This is a genomic window from Paenibacillus cookii (genome assembly GCF_018333375.1).
GTDB lineage: Bacteria > Bacillota > Bacilli > Paenibacillales > Paenibacillaceae > Paenibacillus_AQ > Paenibacillus_AQ cookii.
Window position 1 is genome coordinate 119,689 of sequence record NZ_BORW01000011.1, and the last position, 16,750, is coordinate 136,438.

Annotated in this window: 17 protein-coding genes; 12 read left to right on the plus strand and 5 right to left on the minus strand. The window is 55.5% G+C overall.

Features of this window, described 5'->3' with window-relative positions; all coding sequences use genetic code 11:
* Positions 1 to 86 precede the first annotated feature (86 nt).
* The 3 genes from KI367_RS12720 to KI367_RS12730 all read right to left on the minus strand — a co-directional run bounded on the left by KI367_RS12720 (position 87) and on the right by KI367_RS12730 (position 1,919).
* The gene (locus KI367_RS12720; protein ID WP_036707440.1) at positions 87 to 1,184 is read right to left on the minus strand and encodes a DUF1648 domain-containing protein; all 1,098 of its coding nucleotides are present in this window, start codon (positions 1,182 to 1,184) and stop codon (positions 87 to 89) included.
* Entirely contained in the window at positions 1,184 to 1,582 is a 399-nt protein-coding gene (locus KI367_RS12725; RefSeq protein WP_036707442.1) for a GntR family transcriptional regulator, read from the minus strand. The genes KI367_RS12720 and KI367_RS12725 overlap by 1 nt, the downstream gene beginning before the upstream one ends.
* Before the next feature lie 190 nt (positions 1,583 to 1,772).
* Complete coding sequence (locus KI367_RS12730; protein WP_212950060.1) at positions 1,773 to 1,919, minus strand: hypothetical protein; 147 nt, start codon at positions 1,917 to 1,919, stop codon at positions 1,773 to 1,775.
* A 253-nt stretch (positions 1,920 to 2,172) separates the two neighbouring features.
* On the opposite strand from KI367_RS12730, the gene KI367_RS12735 reads away from it, so the two are divergent.
* From KI367_RS12735 to KI367_RS12750, 4 genes are all read left to right on the plus strand, one after another.
* Complete coding sequence (locus tag KI367_RS12735; RefSeq protein WP_036707549.1) at positions 2,173 to 2,388, plus strand: hypothetical protein; 216 nt, start codon at positions 2,173 to 2,175, stop codon at positions 2,386 to 2,388.
* 111 nt (positions 2,389 to 2,499) lie between these two features.
* Positions 2,500 to 3,405, plus strand: a complete 906-nt coding sequence (locus KI367_RS12740) for a helix-turn-helix transcriptional regulator (RefSeq protein ID WP_212950062.1) — start codon at positions 2,500 to 2,502, stop codon at positions 3,403 to 3,405.
* Positions 3,406 to 3,410: 5 nt separating this feature from the next.
* The gene (locus KI367_RS12745) at positions 3,411 to 4,409 is read left to right on the plus strand and encodes a cysteine peptidase family C39 domain-containing protein (protein WP_246536883.1); all 999 of its coding nucleotides are present in this window, start codon (positions 3,411 to 3,413) and stop codon (positions 4,407 to 4,409) included.
* Between the two features lie 16 nt (positions 4,410 to 4,425).
* A complete protein-coding gene (locus KI367_RS12750; protein WP_212950064.1) occupies positions 4,426 to 5,391 on the plus strand; it encodes a hypothetical protein in 966 nt (321 codons plus the stop codon).
* 117 nt (positions 5,392 to 5,508) lie between these two features.
* On the opposite strand, the gene acnA is transcribed toward KI367_RS12750, so the two are convergent.
* The gene (gene acnA / locus KI367_RS12755; protein ID WP_212950066.1) at positions 5,509 to 8,223 is read right to left on the minus strand and encodes an aconitate hydratase AcnA; all 2,715 of its coding nucleotides are present in this window, start codon (positions 8,221 to 8,223) and stop codon (positions 5,509 to 5,511) included.
* A gap of 456 nt (positions 8,224 to 8,679) precedes the next feature.
* Here acnA and KI367_RS12760 point away from each other — a divergent pair, with 456 nt between their 5' ends.
* From KI367_RS12760 to KI367_RS12785, 6 genes are all read left to right on the plus strand, one after another.
* Positions 8,680 to 9,696: an amidase domain-containing protein gene (locus KI367_RS12760; protein ID WP_036707451.1), complete on the plus strand. Its 1,017-nt coding sequence runs from the start codon at positions 8,680 to 8,682 to the stop codon at positions 9,694 to 9,696.
* 68 nt (positions 9,697 to 9,764) lie between these two features.
* Entirely contained in the window at positions 9,765 to 10,859 is a 1,095-nt protein-coding gene (locus KI367_RS12765) for a D-alanine--D-alanine ligase (protein WP_036707453.1), read from the plus strand.
* Positions 10,860 to 10,981: 122 nt separating this feature from the next.
* The gene (locus tag KI367_RS12770) at positions 10,982 to 11,302 is read left to right on the plus strand and encodes a hypothetical protein (RefSeq protein WP_036707456.1); all 321 of its coding nucleotides are present in this window, start codon (positions 10,982 to 10,984) and stop codon (positions 11,300 to 11,302) included.
* Between the two features lie 37 nt (positions 11,303 to 11,339).
* The gene (gene uvsE / locus KI367_RS12775; RefSeq protein ID WP_036707458.1) at positions 11,340 to 12,341 is read left to right on the plus strand and encodes a UV DNA damage repair endonuclease UvsE; all 1,002 of its coding nucleotides are present in this window, start codon (positions 11,340 to 11,342) and stop codon (positions 12,339 to 12,341) included.
* A 212-nt stretch (positions 12,342 to 12,553) separates the two neighbouring features.
* On the plus strand, positions 12,554 to 13,423 hold the full coding sequence (locus KI367_RS12780; RefSeq protein ID WP_212950068.1) for an inositol monophosphatase family protein: 870 nt from the start codon (positions 12,554 to 12,556) through the stop codon (positions 13,421 to 13,423).
* Between the two features lie 100 nt (positions 13,424 to 13,523).
* The gene (locus KI367_RS12785) at positions 13,524 to 13,790 is read left to right on the plus strand and encodes a hypothetical protein (RefSeq protein WP_036707461.1); all 267 of its coding nucleotides are present in this window, start codon (positions 13,524 to 13,526) and stop codon (positions 13,788 to 13,790) included.
* Between the two features lie 145 nt (positions 13,791 to 13,935).
* Here the strand turns inward: KI367_RS12785 and KI367_RS12790 are convergent, their stop codons facing one another.
* A complete protein-coding gene (locus KI367_RS12790) occupies positions 13,936 to 14,475 on the minus strand; it encodes an NAD(P)H-dependent oxidoreductase (protein ID WP_036707462.1) in 540 nt (179 codons plus the stop codon).
* A 314-nt stretch (positions 14,476 to 14,789) separates the two neighbouring features.
* Here KI367_RS12790 and KI367_RS12795 point away from each other — a divergent pair, with 314 nt between their 5' ends.
* Both KI367_RS12795 and KI367_RS12800 read left to right on the plus strand, forming a co-directional pair.
* Positions 14,790 to 15,110, plus strand: coding sequence for a winged helix-turn-helix transcriptional regulator (locus KI367_RS12795; RefSeq protein WP_052146825.1), 321 nt, complete (start codon positions 14,790 to 14,792; stop codon positions 15,108 to 15,110).
* Between the two features lie 201 nt (positions 15,111 to 15,311).
* A complete protein-coding gene (locus tag KI367_RS12800; RefSeq protein ID WP_036707465.1) occupies positions 15,312 to 16,664 on the plus strand; it encodes an ABC transporter substrate-binding protein in 1,353 nt (450 codons plus the stop codon).
* Positions 16,665 to 16,750 lie beyond the last annotated feature (86 nt).

Genomic DNA, 16,750 nt, shown 5'->3' on the forward strand with positions numbered 1-16,750 from the left:
TATATAATGAAAGGCATCGTATGGAGGCGGAGGTTGGATTCTAGGATGTCCGATGCCGATGAAGCCGCGAATGCTCCAATTTCGCTTCAGCCTGCAAAATAACCGGCGGCAAATATGAGGAGAAGAATCCCCGCAAAAATCATCCATGCCGCCGGTCTGGCGAAATTGATCGTCCAGCCGATGCCCATTCGTTTCTCCACGAACATGGCCGGATCGTTCGGATTGTAATAAATAAAGCCGAGTTTCCAGAAACGGTCGTCATTCACGGCGGTCGCGCTGGCGGCCCCGGAAGGGCGGCCGATGCGGCGGCCTCCTTGTCCGGTCGTAAACGAGAGGATCAAGGCCATCACGATGATGATGGCCGGCATCATCATCGTGATGGGAAACACGACGTTGCCGGGCAGATTGTAGCGCATATTGAGCTGAATAAACGACAGCAACAGCGTGATCAACATCCCTGAGACGACGTTAAACATCGACCACCGGAGGCGGAAAAGCGCATTCCGCTGCGCAGAAAGCTCGGGATGATCGGGATGGATCTGCTGCTTGCTTTTCAGGATCATCCAGTTCATGAACATAAACAGGAAAATCATGACCAGCTGCATCAGGTTCGGACCGAGCACCGCCTGCAGCGATTTGTCGACGGAGCGGGTGACTTCGCCATGCCAGTCGTATTTCATCGCGATCGTCTCAGGGAATTGGTCGTAGTACGCAATCGCAAGAATGGCGCTGATCAGCATGACGGCAATATGCAGGATGAACCAGCGGTTGGAAACCGTGATCTTTTTGCTGCGGAACCGGGTGTCGATCGCGATTTTTCCGCTCTGCTGCGCCGCGGTCGGCAGGGAGGCCTTCGTTTTTTTCATTCTCAGGTAAAAGGCAAAGTTCATCGCTGCCGAGCAAATAATCACGGCGGTAATAAAGATGGATATTACGGTGGCCTGGCCTTCTTCGCCGGCGTTCATCAGCGAATACAGGCAGCCGAGAAGCAGGAGGGCATACAACGTGCCGCTGATCCAGGCAAATTGTTGTCTCATCCGCCGCAGCTGCGGGCTGTGATACATCTCTTCGCTGACCGAAACGCCGAAACTGACGGTTTCCCTGCTGAGAAACGGTATGGAAATCAGCGCGATGATGATGGGGATGAAGAGGGCGACAATCATGAAAGCAGAAATCCAGTACATTATGCATTCTCCTTTTTGCCATGTAAGATGTCTTCATAAATGGATTCGACGATTTGCAGCAGGCTCGCCTTATCCATGCTCCGGCATATGGCTTCGGCGATCAGCGGCCTGAATTGCTCCGCCTGCTTCTGCTCAAACTCCGGCGTAGCGGGAGGCATGCCGTCCGGATTGACGACGACGCCTTTTTGCCTGTGGATCTGAATGTAACCTTCCTGTTTGAGCAGCGTGTACGCTTTGTTGATGGTATGCAGGTTGACGCCGATATCCGCGGCAAGGCTCCGGACGGACGGGAGGTCTTCTCCCGGCTGCAGGCTGCCGCTCGCGATGCCTTCGATAATCTGATTAATCAGCTGCGTATAAATGGGAAGTTCCGACTGCATATCCAGACGGATGATCATAAGAAGCCCTTCTTTCGCAAACAAAATGTCAAAAGTGCAACTGTTATACTACAAATATAACAGATAGAATTTTGGGTGTAAATAAGGATTTTGACCAAAGCCGCAGCTCAAAAAGGCCGCGAACGGCGGCCGGGCTTGCGCAAAAAAAGCGCCTGCTTAAGCAGACGCTTTGGTTCGCGAAGCGACAGGTTTATTCACGTTGTTGTTTTTGCTTCATTTTTTTCATGAGCAGCTCTTTGAAGGTTGCGTTTTGCTCCAGGTTTTCCTTTTTCCTCGATGCGATGATCTGTGGTCTTGGATACGAATGGTGAAGAGGCGCAATGCGCGGCACATTCATCATGATCTCTCCTTCCGAAGGTTTGCTAACCCTGCATGCGTCATGGCGGCTGCAAACCGGAAGCGCCCTTATGTTTCGGCGCGGCATGTGTAGAACCATTACCCGTTTCATGGCGGTTATAAACATCATATTTCGAAACGCTCCATTTTGCAAAGAAGCGAAAGCGGAAACTGTTACGACATTTTATGTCGCATCACATCTCCTATAATGGGCATGTAACGCGGAAAAATGAATGAAAAGAGGTTATATGTTCATGGCAAAAACGAAACGGGGACGCGTATTATGGAATTTGCCGTCCAGAGGCCGGGGGACATGTCCGGTTTGCGGCAGCGGGAGGATCAAGCTTTTATATACCCGCACGAGTACGGAAGGCGCATCCATGAAAGTCTGCAAAAAATGCTTTAAAGCCACGCAAGAAAGGGTTGACGCCGCCAGCCGAAATCCGGAACCGGCCGCTCGTACGGAGTAAGGATCAAAAATCTTCGGCAGGAAAAAGATTCAAAAACCGCTTGTATCCCAGAGCCTGCAAATGCTTCAATATAGCTGAAGGGCATGATCTTCTGACAAGGAGAAGCAAGATATGAGCAATATGCACAGGATCCACTGGTTTGACCAGCGGATTAGGGGAGGGCATTATCCGAGCAGCAGGGATCTTGCCCTTCAATTCGAAATTTCCAGAAGGCAGGCGCAGCGAGACATCGAATACCTTGCGGTTTCACTGCGGGCGCCGCTCGTTTATATAGCCAAACACCGTGGATACGGCTACGAGGATAAAACGTACATGCTGCCGCATTTGTACATGACGGAAGAAGAAAAGTCGGTGCTGAAATTTTTGGCCCGAAAATACGGGGAGTACAGCACCGATGCCCCGTCCGGCGTTCAGCGGGTCGCACACCTGCTGGGCAGGTTTGCGGGCGAGGAAGAAGGGGAGGGAGCCGGGAGGCTTCCTTATTTCGATGCCGATCCCCGGCTTATCCATATCAGCGGGCAGCTGGCGTTTGCGATCGAGCAGCGAAGGACCGTGCATCTCCATTACCGGTCCGAAAACGGAGAGTTCCGGGAGGACGTATGTCCGGTGCGTCTGTTGTCCCGATACAACGCCGATTATGTTGCAGCGTACCAAGAACATGAGGGGAAAACGCGCCTGTACCGGCTGGACGCCATCGAAAGCCTGCATGTGACGAATCGCATGTTCGAGATAAACGAAGCGGGGGACGTTCCTTTTGTAAAGGGCAGACCTCCCGCGATCCAACCTTTTACGGCCAGGCTTAGGCTGGATCGGGAGCTTCAGGGGGAGGCCTGGCATGGTTATCCGGCAAGACCCGCCGGGGACGGCTTTTACGACATCGACTTTTATGACGACGACGCGTTCCTGCAGCAGCTTACGCTGGGCGGATGGCTGAACCTGGTATCTCCCAAATGGCTGAAAACCAAGCTGCGGAACCGGTGCGGACAAATTTTAAAATGCTTGGATGGAGAGGAATGATGCCGATGGCCGAAGTGATTCTGCGCGGACTGGAGATGAAAAGGGAATCGAAGTCTTTTACCGACAGCCTGTACGCTGTCCTGACGGGAGCCGGGTTATTCTCCGGACCGAAATACAGGCTTTCCGCGCTGAGCGGCATGGCCTTCATCTTTTCCGTACATGAACGGCTGCTGCCGCTTTCGGTAACGGCTTACGGGGAGTGGGGGACGGTTCATAAGCGGGCCGCCGACAGCCTCGGCATTTTTACGGTGACGGATGCAGGCAGGACGAGGCATCCCACGTTTAAGAAATATCAGCAGGATGCCGTCAAGTGGATCAAATCCAGCCTGGACCGAGGACTCGGAGCGGTGTATTGGCTTCCCGAATTCGGCGTTATCCACGGATATGACGATGCCGACCGGATTTTTTACGTGCAGGACGGGTACTCCGCGGAAAGCAAAATCGTGTTGTACGATAATTTCGGCATCAACTTCACCCCGTTTTGGTATGCGCAAATGTTTGGCGGGAAAGTGGACATCGGGGAGAAAGACATGGTTCTGGAGGCACTCCGCATGGCGCTGGACGATTGGGAGACCCCGCATCCGGTTCCCCCGAACCGCAGCATTGCTTCCGGAAGGAAGGCTTATTCGTATTTTATCCATGCGCTGGAGCAAGGGGATTTTGACTCGTTTGGCGCCGTTTATGTTTGGGATGCCTTTCGGGGCTCGAGGACGGAAATCATGTATTTTCTGCAGGAGGCGTCCCTCATGTTTCCGGGGTTGCAAGAAGCGGCGGCATGTTACGAGCAGCTTGCGGGCATGATGGAGCAGCCGGAGCGTTGGACCGTTTCCGCGAACGGGGGCCGAACGCTCAGCCAGGAGAGCATTCCGGCACTGATCGGGGTGCTGAAGGAGGCGGAGAAGCTGGAGGAGCGGGCGATGGGCGTTTTCAGAAGCATCTCCGTCCAATATCCGGATTTGAAACGGTCGACCGTTCCGCGATGGGGACTGCATACCGCAAGATAAACGGAAGGGAGAAGTTATGGCCAAAACCATCCTGAAAGATTTGCGCATGACCACGGAGTCCAGATCCTACATCGATGCGATGCATGCGGTGTTGACCCATGCCGGTTGGACGTCCTGTTCCAAGGCGATGCTTGCCGGCATGACCGTTACCGGCTTCCGGTTTGCGGTCCATCGGCATTTAACCGCCGAGTCGCCGACGGCATACAATTGGGTGGCGGAAAACTTTCTCGCCGCGGATTTTATGGGAGTTACCGCTTCGTCATCCGCGGGGTTTGCCTTTCACCCGACGTTTCCGTTATATCGGCAGGAGGCGGTTGCCGAAATTAAGGCGTCGCTGGACCGGGGGATCGGAGCCGTGTTCTGGAAGGACTGCTTTGCCGTTGCAGCCGGATATGACGACGAAGAAGGCATCCTGTATTACGACGACGGCTCCGGACATGGGCTGCAGCGATTGCCGTACGGGGAATTCGGACAGAATCGTTCACCCTACTGGTATTATCAGATACTCGAAGATACGGTCGAACTCGATCCGATCGAAATTTATAAGGAATCCCTTATGCAAGCAATCTACAAATGGGAGACGCATGACCGGATGCTCCCCGAAGCGGATTATGCCTGCGGCTCTAAGGCTTATGATGCGATCAAGCAGGCACTCCATGGAGGTGCATTCGATCCCGTTCAGGCCGGCGAGGTTTTCGAATGTTATGCGGCCGCCAAACGGGACGTCGGCGAATATATAGGCGTGCTGGCGTCTTTATGGCCGCAGCTTGAACCGGCGGCTCAAGCTTACCGAAAGACCGCACAAGCGTTTCTCGACGTGCTGGGCCTCATTGCCGAGGATCCAAGCATGAAACGACAGGCCCGAAATCTCGTTCGATTATTCGATGAAGCGCAGCGTGCGGAACAGGAGGCGATCGGATTGATCAAGTCGTTTATGCATGAACGGATCCGGAACCGCTTTGACCATGTCGGGCTGAGATAGAGTTTCCGGTTGCCGGCATCGCATGAAGATAAGCACGATTCACCTCCATACACGAAAGAAAAAAGGCGTCCCCGAGCCATGCATCATGGCTGGGGAACGCCTTTTTCATTAAGCTTATTATTGGTTTGCGATCATTTGTCGAAGCACGGTTTGCAGAATGCCGCCGTTGTGGTAGTAATCCACGTCCACCATGCTGTCCAGACGGGCCGTAACCGGGAATTCGAAGCTCGTGCCGTCCTCGCGCGTCGCTTTCACGGTCAGCGTCTGGCCAGGTTGCACGTCGTTGCTCAGACCCACGATGTCGAATGTCTCTCTGCCGGTCAGGCCAAGGCTCTTCCAGCCGGTTCCTTCTTGGAACTGCAGCGGAAGCACGCCCATGCCGACGAGGTTGCTGCGGTGAATCCGTTCGAAGCTTTCGGCGATAACGGCTTTGACGCCAAGCAGGAACGTGCCTTTGGCCGCCCAGTCGCGGGAGCTTCCCGTACCGTATTCCTTGCCTGCGATGACGACAAGGTTGCGGTCTTCGTTTTGATACTTCATGGATGCATCATAAATGGACATCACTTCATTCGTCGGCAGGTACGTCGTAACGCCGCCTTCCGTTCCAGGCGCAACCTGGTTGCGGATCCGGATGTTGGCGAACGTGCCGCGCATCATGACTTCATGGTTGCCGCGGCGGGAGCCGTAGGAGTTGAAGTTTTTGCGTTCAACGCCGTGCTCTTTCAGGTACAGGCCTGCAGGGCTTGTCGGCGAGATGTTGCCGGCAGGGGAGATATGGTCGGTCGTGACGGAATCTCCGAGCAGTGCCAGTACGTTAGCGGCGTTGATGTCCTTAATGTCATCCAGCTGCGTGCCGAGGTTCTTGAAGAACGGCGGATTCTGGATGTAAGTGGATTTTTCGTCCCACTCGTACAGTTCGCCTTCCGGAACCGGAATCGCGTTCCAGCGTTCGTTGGCGGTAAAGACGTTCGCGTATTTTTTGCGGAACATTTCCGCGTTCATGGATTGGTTCATGGCTTCCTTGATTTCCGCGGAAGTCGGCCAGATATCCTTCAGATAGACAGGCTCGCCTTCCCGGTCATGGCCGATCGGATCGTTTTGCAGATCGATGTTGACCGTTCCGGCCAGCGCGTAGGCTACGACGAGCGGAGGCGAAGCCAGGTAGTTGGCTTTGACCTGCGCATGGACGCGGCCTTCGAAGTTCCGGTTGCCGGACAATACGGCGGCTACGGTCATGTCGTTGTCGGCGATCGCCTGGCTGACTTCGTCCGGCAGCGGGCCGGAGTTGCCGATGCAAGTCGCGCAGCCATAACCTGCAACGTAGAAGCCGAGGGCTTCCAGGGATTCAAGCAGGCCTGCTTTTTCCAAATATTCGGTAACGACCAGGGAGCCCGGCGTCAAGCTGCTTTTTACGTAGCCCGGTTTTTTCAGGCCGCGTTCAACCGCTTTTTTCGCCAAGATGCCCGCGCCCAGCATAACGCTTGGGTTGGACGTATTGGTACAGCTCGTGATCGCGGCGATGACGACGGCGCCGGTTCCCATTTGGCTGGTGGTGCCGTCCGCATGTTTCACGGTCACTTTCTCTTCGATTTTAGCATCGCTGAGACCGTATCCGCCTTTTTCGATCGGCGTGCGCACGATATCGTTGAAGGCTTTTTTCATGTTCGTCAGCTCGATGCGGTCCTGCGGACGTTTAGGTCCGGCAAGGCTCGGTACGACGGAAGCCAGGTCGAGCTCGATGATGTCCGTGAACTCAGGGTCTTCCGTGTCGGCCGTACGGAACATGTTTTGTGCTTTATAGTAAGCTTCCACCAGCTCGACTTGTTCGTCGGAGCGGCCGGTGTTGCGCAGGTAGGACAACGTTTCGCCGTCGACCGGGAAGAAGCCGATGGTCGCGCCGTATTCCGGTGCCATGTTGGCTACGGTCGCGCGGTCCGCCAGGCTGATGTTGGCAAGCCCAGGGCCGAAGAATTCGACGAATTTGCCGACGACGCCTTTTTTGCGCAGCATTTCGGTGACCGTCAGGGCCAGGTCGGTGGCGGTTGCGCCTTCCGTCAGGCTGCCCGTCAGTTTAAAGCCGATGACGTCCGGCGTGACGAAATAAAGCGGCTGTCCGAGCATGCCGGCTTCGGCTTCGATGCCGCCGACGCCCCAGCCCACGACGCCGAGACCGTTGATCATCGTCGTATGGGAGTCCGTTCCGACGAGGGAGTCAGGGTAGACGACGGTTTCGCCGTCAACCGTTTTGGTGGCTGCCACGGACGCAAGGTATTCCAGGTTGACCTGGTGAACGATCCCCGTTGCCGGCGGAACCGCGCGGAAGTTATTGAACGCCGTTTGCGCCCAGCGCAGGAAGCGGTAGCGCTCTTCGTTGCGCTCGAATTCGACTTCCATGTTATAGTTCAGCGCCTGGGGTGTGCCGAAGGCGTCAACCATAACGGAGTGGTCGATAACGAGGTCGACCGGTACGAGCGGGTTGATCTTCTTCGGATCGCCGCCGGCTTTTTTCACGGTGTCGCGCATCGCGGCCAAGTCGACGACGACCGGAACGCCGGTGAAGTCCTGAAGTACGATCCGCGCAGGGATAAACGGAATTTCTTTGTTGCGGCCTACGCCTTCGTTCCATTTTGCCAGCTGTTTGATATGCTCCTCGGTAATCGCGCGGCCGTCAAATTGGCGGACGGCGGCTTCCAGAAGCACTCTGATCGAGAACGGGAGCTTGGAAATGCTGCCGAGTCCCTGTTCTTCAAGCGCCTTCAGGCTGTAGTAGCGGTATGTTTTGCCGCCGACTTCCAGGCTGCGGGCTGTGGAGAATTGATCCTTTGCTGTCATACATGTACCTCCTTAAAAATGTGCTCTCGTGAACATTTTCGGTGGGATGCGGTAAGCGATAAGGGCAATCACTTTGCCGTTCCTGTTTCACTAGATGAAACATAATTTCAAAATAGTGAGGTTTGCTTTTAGTATACCGTTTACAAGCCGGGGAGTAAAGAACTTTTTGCGTCTATTTATATGAAACGAAAGGTGGGATAAAAGGAAGAAGGACGACTGTCCGGGAGGCCTCCCGATCCTTGCGGCGCCAAGGAATTCGCATGCCCCAAAAACCGCCGAATATCATTCTTTCCCCGGGCCGCCCCTTTCAACCGCGGATGAACTGAAGTTCATAGCGGCTCGTTTCGGTTCATATACGTTATATTAGGAAGCCGTTTCATGGCTTGTTCAAGCCTGAAGCCCGTTCAGGGCTTAAAAACGGCTGCAAGTAACGGAAACGAGAGGGGATTAGAGCGGATGGAGAAGGAATGGAAACAGACACTCTACACCTATGTGAACCAATATAATCAGCTGCAGATCGATTACCGGTCGCAGCAAGGGGAGCAGGTCGTCACCGACCCGGGTTATCTGATGGCCAAGGCGGAGCGTTCCTTCCGGCTTTCGCAATGGTACGAAGCGCGCGGGGCCCGGCCGCTTCGCAGCGAAACAAGGGCCAAGCTGCTGCGGACGATCCAGGACGCCCCGGATCAAGCGGTCGTCGACGTGCAGCTCCATGTGCAGCTTATTTATGAAAAAGGAGGGGTGACCCATGCGGAGGAAACGATCCAGAGGGAGCGCCTGACGCTGATCCGCGACGGCGACGATTGGGTCATCGTGTCCGTGGAACATCTCACGCCGGAAAAGCATCCGTCGGCGGCGGGCATCGACGTCTTGGCGGAACCGCAGCAGTCCGGTTACCCGTCCTACGGCAGCAGTCCCCAGCCTTACCTGAACCCGTACATCCTGGGCGGGGGAATCAACCGGAAGTCCGTCCGGTACCGCCGGGAGGAAGCGGCTGCGTATGCCGACCGCTGGTGGAATTCCTACAATCCCGAGTTTGCGGTTTTCGACGTGGATTGCACGAATTACATCTCCCAATGTCTCTTTGCAGGCGGTGCGCCAATCAACTATACTGGTAGAAGAGAAACGGGCTGGTGGTACAAGGGATATGTCGGCGGCAAGGAATGGTGGAGCTACAGTTGGGCCGTGTCCAACGCGTTGTCCGCTTTTCTTGCGGCAAGCACCTGGGGAACCCGGGGGGAACTGGTGGAACGTCCGGAGCAGCTGATGCTCGGCGACGTCATTTTTTATGATTGGGACGGGGACGGCTCCTTCCAGCATTCGACGATCGTCACCGCTTTCGATGCCGGCGGGCAGCCGCTGGTGAACGCGCACACGGTCAGCAGCCGGCACCGTTACTGGGATTACAGGGATTCCTATGCGTGGACCGAAAATACCGCGTACCGTTTTTTGCATATCCCGGACTACTTCTAGAGCGTTATAATGATAAGGTACGACAGCAGGAGCAGCCTGCAATACAGTAAAAAAGAGAGAGGTTAGGCATGGGGAACAACAAAACAACCGTAGGGCTGGTATACGGCGGCAAATCAGGCGAACACGAGGTGTCGCTGCAAACGGCTTTTGCGGTCATGAACGCCTTTGATTACGATAAATACGAGCTGATTCCGTTTTACATCACGAAGCAGGGGGAATGGAAAAAGGGACCCGCGCTGTCCGCTCCGCTTGACAAGGTGGAAAAGCTGAAGCTGGAGGAAGGCGGGGAAGGCACCGAAGCGGCGCTTGGCGCGATTTTCAGCCGATTGTACGGCGGCGAGCAGGCCGTGGATCTGATGTTTCCGCTCCTTCACGGAACGTTCGGCGAGGACGGCACCATCCAGGGGCTGTTCGAAATGGCGAATATCCCTTACGTCGGGGCGGGCGTGCTGGCATCGGCGGCCGGGATGGATAAGGTCGTGATGAAGAAGCTCTTCGCGCAGGCCGGCCTTCCGCAGTGCAAGTTCTGCCATTTCACCAAACATCAATGGGAACAAGGCAGCTTTAATCTGATCCGAGGCGTAGAAGACGATCTGGGGTACCCATGCTTCGTCAAGCCGGCCAATCTCGGTTCGAGCGTCGGCATTTCCAAAGCGAGAAACCGCGAGGAGCTGGAGCGTGCGGTCGAGCTTGCTTTCCGTTACGACCTGAAGGTCATCGTGGAGGAATTCGTCGATGCCCGCGAGGTGGAGGTGGCCGTTCTCGGCAACCAGGAGCCGATGGCTTCGGTTCCGGGGGAAATCGTATCCTCCGCCGATTATTACGATTACGCCGCCAAGTACACCGACGGCCAGTCGGAGATGATCATTCCGGCTCCGGTGGATCCGGACGTGGCGGACCGCCTGCGCGAAGCGGCTTTGATCGCGTTCCAGGCGATCGAAGGCAGCGGCATTACCCGGGCGGACTTCTTCCTCCGCAAGTCGGACGGCGCGATTTTGATCAACGAAGTCAACACGATGCCGGGCTTTACGCCGTACAGCATGTATCCGCTGCTCTGGAGGGAAACGGGGCTCGGCTATCAGGCGCTTCTCGACCGGATGATCGAGCTGGCGTTCGAACGTTACGAAAACAAGCAGGCGCTGAGCTACACGAACGAACCGTAAGCGGCTGCCCCGCTCGAAGATGAAGAAACGTTTCATAAGGTGTCCGGCCGGCGCAGTCAAAGGCCCGGGCACCTTTTATGCATGAGGGAACGCCATTTTATGGGGAAAGGGAAGGTGCATGGATGGGATTTCAAACGGAATTCAACTCGGTATGCAAGTTCAAGAGCGACCAGGAGCTGTACGAACTGATGGAATACGGGCGCGGCAAAATGGTGAAGCAGGGCTTCCGCGTTTTTCCGACGGGGCAGAAAGTGATCGCGTATACGCCGGACAACGTCGCGGTGGCCATCGTAAAAATCGTGGGGTGCATTGCCGAAATCAACTTTCAGGGGCAAGAGGTGACCGAGGTCGAAATGGAGCTGATCCGCAAGCTGAATGACGAGGAATCGCGGATTCAAACGGCTTTGGCTTACGAAATGTTTTTTGGGGAACATAATCCTTAAGGTATAATCATTTACTAAGACCCTAAGGAGCGGAATTATGATCGTAAGGTTCGGCTACGTGGCCATGTCGATGGAGGTTCAGGACGCTTCCCCGTCCAAAACGATGACGATGACGAGTTTTCGCAAGCTGAGCGACCGGGATGCGGCCATCCGCAAGCTGGAGAGGATCGCGGAAGGGAATCTGCACAACACGCTGCGGCTACTGAAGCATAACCATGCCCATGACATCCGGGTATACCGCTTTTCCTCCAAGCTGATCCCGCTGTCGACCCACGAGGACTTGCAGGACTGGGACCCGTTTGCGGCGCTGCACGGCGCTTTCGGGGAAGTGGGGCAGTACGTCCGCGACCATGGGATGAGGGTGTCTTTTCATCCCGATCACTTTACGGTGCTTAGCACGCCGAGGCCGGAGGTATTGCGCAATTCGGTGCGGGATCTGAAGCATCACGTCGCGATGCTGAAGGCTATGGGACTGAATGCTACCGCGAAAAACAACATCCACATCGGAGGGGCCTACAAAGACAAGCCGTCCGCCGCCGAACGCTTCAAAGAGCATGTCGCTATGCTGGACCGGGAAATCCAGGAGCGTTTGACGCTCGAAAACGACGACAAAACCTTTACCGCGGCCGAAACGCTGGAGGTCTGCCGGGCGACGGGCCTGCCCATGGTGCTCGATCTGCATCATCAATGGGTCAACAACGACGGCGAACAGCCGTGGGAGCTTTGGCCGGGCATTCAGGAAACGTGGGCCGGAGCGCTTGCGCAAAAAGACGCGGATCCGGAACGGCCGCTGCCGCCGAAAATTCATGTATCCAGCCCGAAAAGCGAAAGCGATCCGCGCAGCCATGCCGACCTGGTGGAGCCGGGCCCGCTGCTCGCCTTTTTGCGGCATATCGCAGGCAGCACGCCCGCAATCGACGTGATGATCGAAGCCAAACGGAAGGATGCCGCCCTTTTTGACCTGATGAATCGTTTAGCTAATTACGAATCGGAGGGAGTCCGGATGCTGGACGGGGCGAGCATCGAAATATCGGGTTGAATCCCGAAGGAGCGAAGCGGCGATTTTGGGCTGTCGCCAAGGCCTTTCCAGGCTGCCGCCGGATTTGAACCGCCTTGTGAAAAAGGGCGAAACTTTAAATCTTTCATCACGTATATTTTTAAAGATGATAACTGCAAGAATCGGTCTGTCTTCAAGGAATCACATCGATCAGATGTCTGACTTACGATAACACGGAAAGTAGAGTGAGCGCTTTGAACCAAAAGGAAACAACTCCTTATGTCGTGACGAGCAAAAGCTATACCGCTGTGGCGATCAATGCCGCTTCCAAAGCGGGGGAATGGATTAAAACCAGATTGGGCACCGTAAAACAATTAAATACCAAGTCCGCGGTGAGCGATCTGGTCACGGAAGTGGACAAGGGTGCGGAATCGATGATCCGCAAGCTGATTTTCACCCATTTCCCGGATCACGCCATTCTCGGCGAAGAGGGCGTGGAGCCCGGCCCGGAGGCTTCGGCCCAAGCGCTCGAGAAATATGCGGAAGAAGAATACTTGTGGATCGTCGATCCCGTGGACGGCACGACCAATTTCGTGCACGGCTTCCCGTTTTTTTCCGTATCCATTGCGCTTGCGCATAAAGGCGAGGTGATCGTCGGCGTCATTTACGATCCTTCGCGGGATGAAATGTTTGTCGCCGAAAAAGGCAAGGGAGCTTACGTCCACGGCAAACGCATGCAGGTATCCGGCGAGGCCAAGCTGGAGGAAAGCCTGCTGGCGACGGGATTCCCCGTAGGCCGCGAGAGCACGCTTCCGGTCAACATGGCGGGGCTGATGCATTTGGCTCCGAAGGTCCGCAATATCCGCTCCGGCGGTTCGGCGGCGCTGCATCTGGCTTATGTCGCCGCGGGCCGGCTGACGGGATTCTGGGAAATCGGCCTGAACGCCTGGGATACGGCCGCGGGCGCGCTGATGGTTACCGAATCCGGCGGACAAATCACCGATACGGCAGGGAACCCTTATTCCCTTCGTACGCGCCATGTTGCCGCCACGAACAAAGCGGTGCATGCGGAGCTCGTTCAGGCTTTGAAGGAAGCCGCGGCCACCGGACTGGAAAACGCGTGATCATGCCGGAAGGCGTTTCATTTCCCGATTGACGGGATAACACATATCGTAAGCAAGCACCTACCCCGGTGCGGAATCTATCGCAAGGAGTGTCTTTGCTATGAGTGAAAAACATGAACTGGAGCGTCAGCTTAGTGAGATGCTAACCGAAGGCGAAATGGAAGATCAGGGTCACCGCAAGGAGCAGGAGCGGGAGCTTATTTCCCCCCGATATGAAATCCGGATTCAGACGAAAATGGATCCGATCGTGGAAGAAACGTTGAAATACCGCAGCATCGCGCGCGAGCTGGACGACCGGTACGACCGGTACTTGGAACGGGCGAAGAAATGGGAACACACGCCCGATCACGAGGCGAATCAGGAATAAGAGGCAAAGCGGACGGAGTGGATATGTCACTTCGTCCGCTTTTTTTGCGTCGTTCAGAACTTGATTGTACCTTCAGGCACGTTCAGTCAAACATCCGCCAAAATTTTGCGACATGCAGTCCGCTTTGACGGCTCAAACGTCGCTTTTAGTGAACCAGGACGCGGTAAGGCATCCGGATATGCTCCGCATACCGCCGCCCTTCTTGCTGCAATCGGGAACCGTCTGCCCGATTGGCATCGTAAACGACGAATGGGGGGAGAAACACGCCGCTGCATTTGTTGATCGTCCCCTGAATCGGTTTCAGATATTCGCTCATCGCATACCAGTTGTCTCCGCCGGCTTGGAAGGATTTCTCCGTTCCGCCCGCCGTGGTGGCTACCATGAATTCCTTCCCCTTCAAACGGTACCCGCCGGGGCCGTAAGCCCAGCCGGACAGGATCACGTCGTCGAACCACTTTTTGAGGAGGGGCGGCGTGCTGTACCAATAAAAAGGAAATTGCAGCACGATCCGGTCATGTTCGGTCAACAGCCGATGCTCTCGGGCGACGTCGATGTTCCAGTCGGGATATTCCGCGTAAAGGTCGTGGACGAAAATGCCCTGCTCTCCTTTCACCGCGTCAATGAGCGCTCGATTGGCTTGGGAGACGCCAAGATCGGGATGTGCCGCAATAATCAATGTTTTCATATGGAATCATCCTTTCGTCGGTTAACGTGGGTTTAAAAATGATGCATGCGTTGGATTCATCTCCAGTATGGTTCCGATTCCGTTTTCTGAAAAGTACGCTTTTTTTTCATACCAGGTCTCTCAAACCGTACCATCCGTTCGGATGCGGGTTGCGGAATGGTACCAAAAAACGTACTATGTCCGAGAAATGAGAGTACTGTAAGATAACGGTGTGTTTTGGTAAAATGGCAAAAAAGCCGAAACCGCATCAAAGGGAAGGGGGACGAAAGAACGTGAGCACGGACGAACGCCGCCCCGGGAACACGGAAGGAATCATGGCGACGCTGCATGCGATCGGAGGGAAATGGAAGCCGTTAATATTGTTCATTTTGCTCCACGAGGGGACGAAACGGTTCGGGGAATTGCGGAGGCAGCTTCCCAACATAACGCAGGGCATGCTCACAAACCAGCTTCGCGAACTGGAGCGCGACAAGCTGATCACCCGGAAGATTTATCAGGAAATTCCGCCCAAGGTCGAATATTCCCTGACGGAGCACGGCAAGTCGTTAAGCTCGGTGCTTAAAGATATGTGCTCCTGGAGATTTAAGCACCGGGATTACGTGGAAGGTTATGAGGAGGAGCGGGCAAGCAGGTAACCCGTCATGCCTGATTCAGCCCCGCCCGGTTTCGACATGAACTGAATATGGAGGCGCCGGGGGGGAATCCTTCGGCGTTTTTTTGCGCCGTAATAATTTCAACCTCGAATCGAAATATTGTCTCCTCAAAATTTATGGCCCCCTCGATTAGACTAAACCTTAGACGACGTCAAACTTATTTTCGAGAGGGGCAAAAGAAAAATGAAACGAGGCAAAAAATGGCCGCTGCTGCTGCTGTCGCTGCTGCTTACGGCATCGCTCGCGGCATGCGGCGGGAACGGCGGCAAGCAAGAAACCCAAACGACGCCCGGAAACACGACGGACAACAACACCGCGCCATCCGGCGATGCAAAAGGGGACTCCGGCGAAAAAGTGGAGCTGACCTTCTGGTCGCTCGGAACGACCAACTACGAGGAACTGGGCAAGGAATACACGAAGGAACATCCGAACGTCACGATCAAGTTTCAAAATACGTCGGACCAGACGGCCCATCACAACAACCTGACGACGGCGCTGTCCGCAGGCTCCGGGGCGCCCGACATCTTCATGCTTGAAATCGGATTCATGGAGCGGTTCATCACCGCCGAGGACAAATTTTACAACCTGAACGAATTGGGCGCCAAAGATATCGCCGGCAACTATCTGGACTGGAAATGGAAACAGGGGTCTTCCAAGGACGGCAGCTTCCAGATCGGCCTGCCGACCGACATCGGCCCGACCGTCGTCTATTTCCGCACCGATTTGGCGGAGCAGGCCGGGCTCCCGACCGACCCGGAGGCATTCGGCCAAACGATCGATACATGGGATAAATTCGCCGCTACGGCGAAGCAATTCAAAGAAAAGACGGGTAAACCGTTCGCGGATCTGACCGACCTGGTATACAACGCCATCCGCGACCAATCCGAAGGGGAAATCTACTTCAGCAAAGAAGACGGCTCTTTCATCGGCGACAAAAACCCGCAGGTGAAAAAAGCTTACGACTTTACCGTCAAAGGCATCCAGGAAGGCTGGATCGGCAATACGCTGCTGTGGTCTCCGGAGTGGGGACAGGCGACCAATGACGGCGGGTTCGGCGTGATGCTCGGCCCGGCTTGGATGGCGGGCAACATCAAAAGCAATGGTCCGGACTCCGCGGGCAAATGGCGGATCGCCCAGCTTCCGGAGGGCGCCGGCAACTGGGGCGGTTCGTTCCTGACGCTGCCGAAGCAGGGCAAACATCCGAAGGAAGCGTACGAATTCATCGCATGGCTCGACAGCAAGGAAAACCAGCTGGAATCGTTCAAGACGAAAGGGCTGATGCCGTCCATCCCGGCCTTGTATACGGATGAGGCGTTTACGGGCTTCAAGGACGACTTCTTCGGCGGCCAGGCGACGGCGGTGGAATACGGCAAGGCGGCGCAGCGCGTCAAACCGATCTATTACGGTCCGCTGCACGACCAAACCGATACCTACTTCAAGGACGCGCTCAAAAACGTGCTGGAGAAAAAAGCCGATCCCGCGAAAGAATGGGACGCGGCGGTGGAGAAGGCGAAGACGCTGGCGGCCCGCAGCTAAGCAGGCAGCCGGCAGACCCGGCATGACAGGCAACCGGCGGACCGCCTCAAAGAGGCGTTGACGCTTCGGGAATCGGCGGTTCGCGC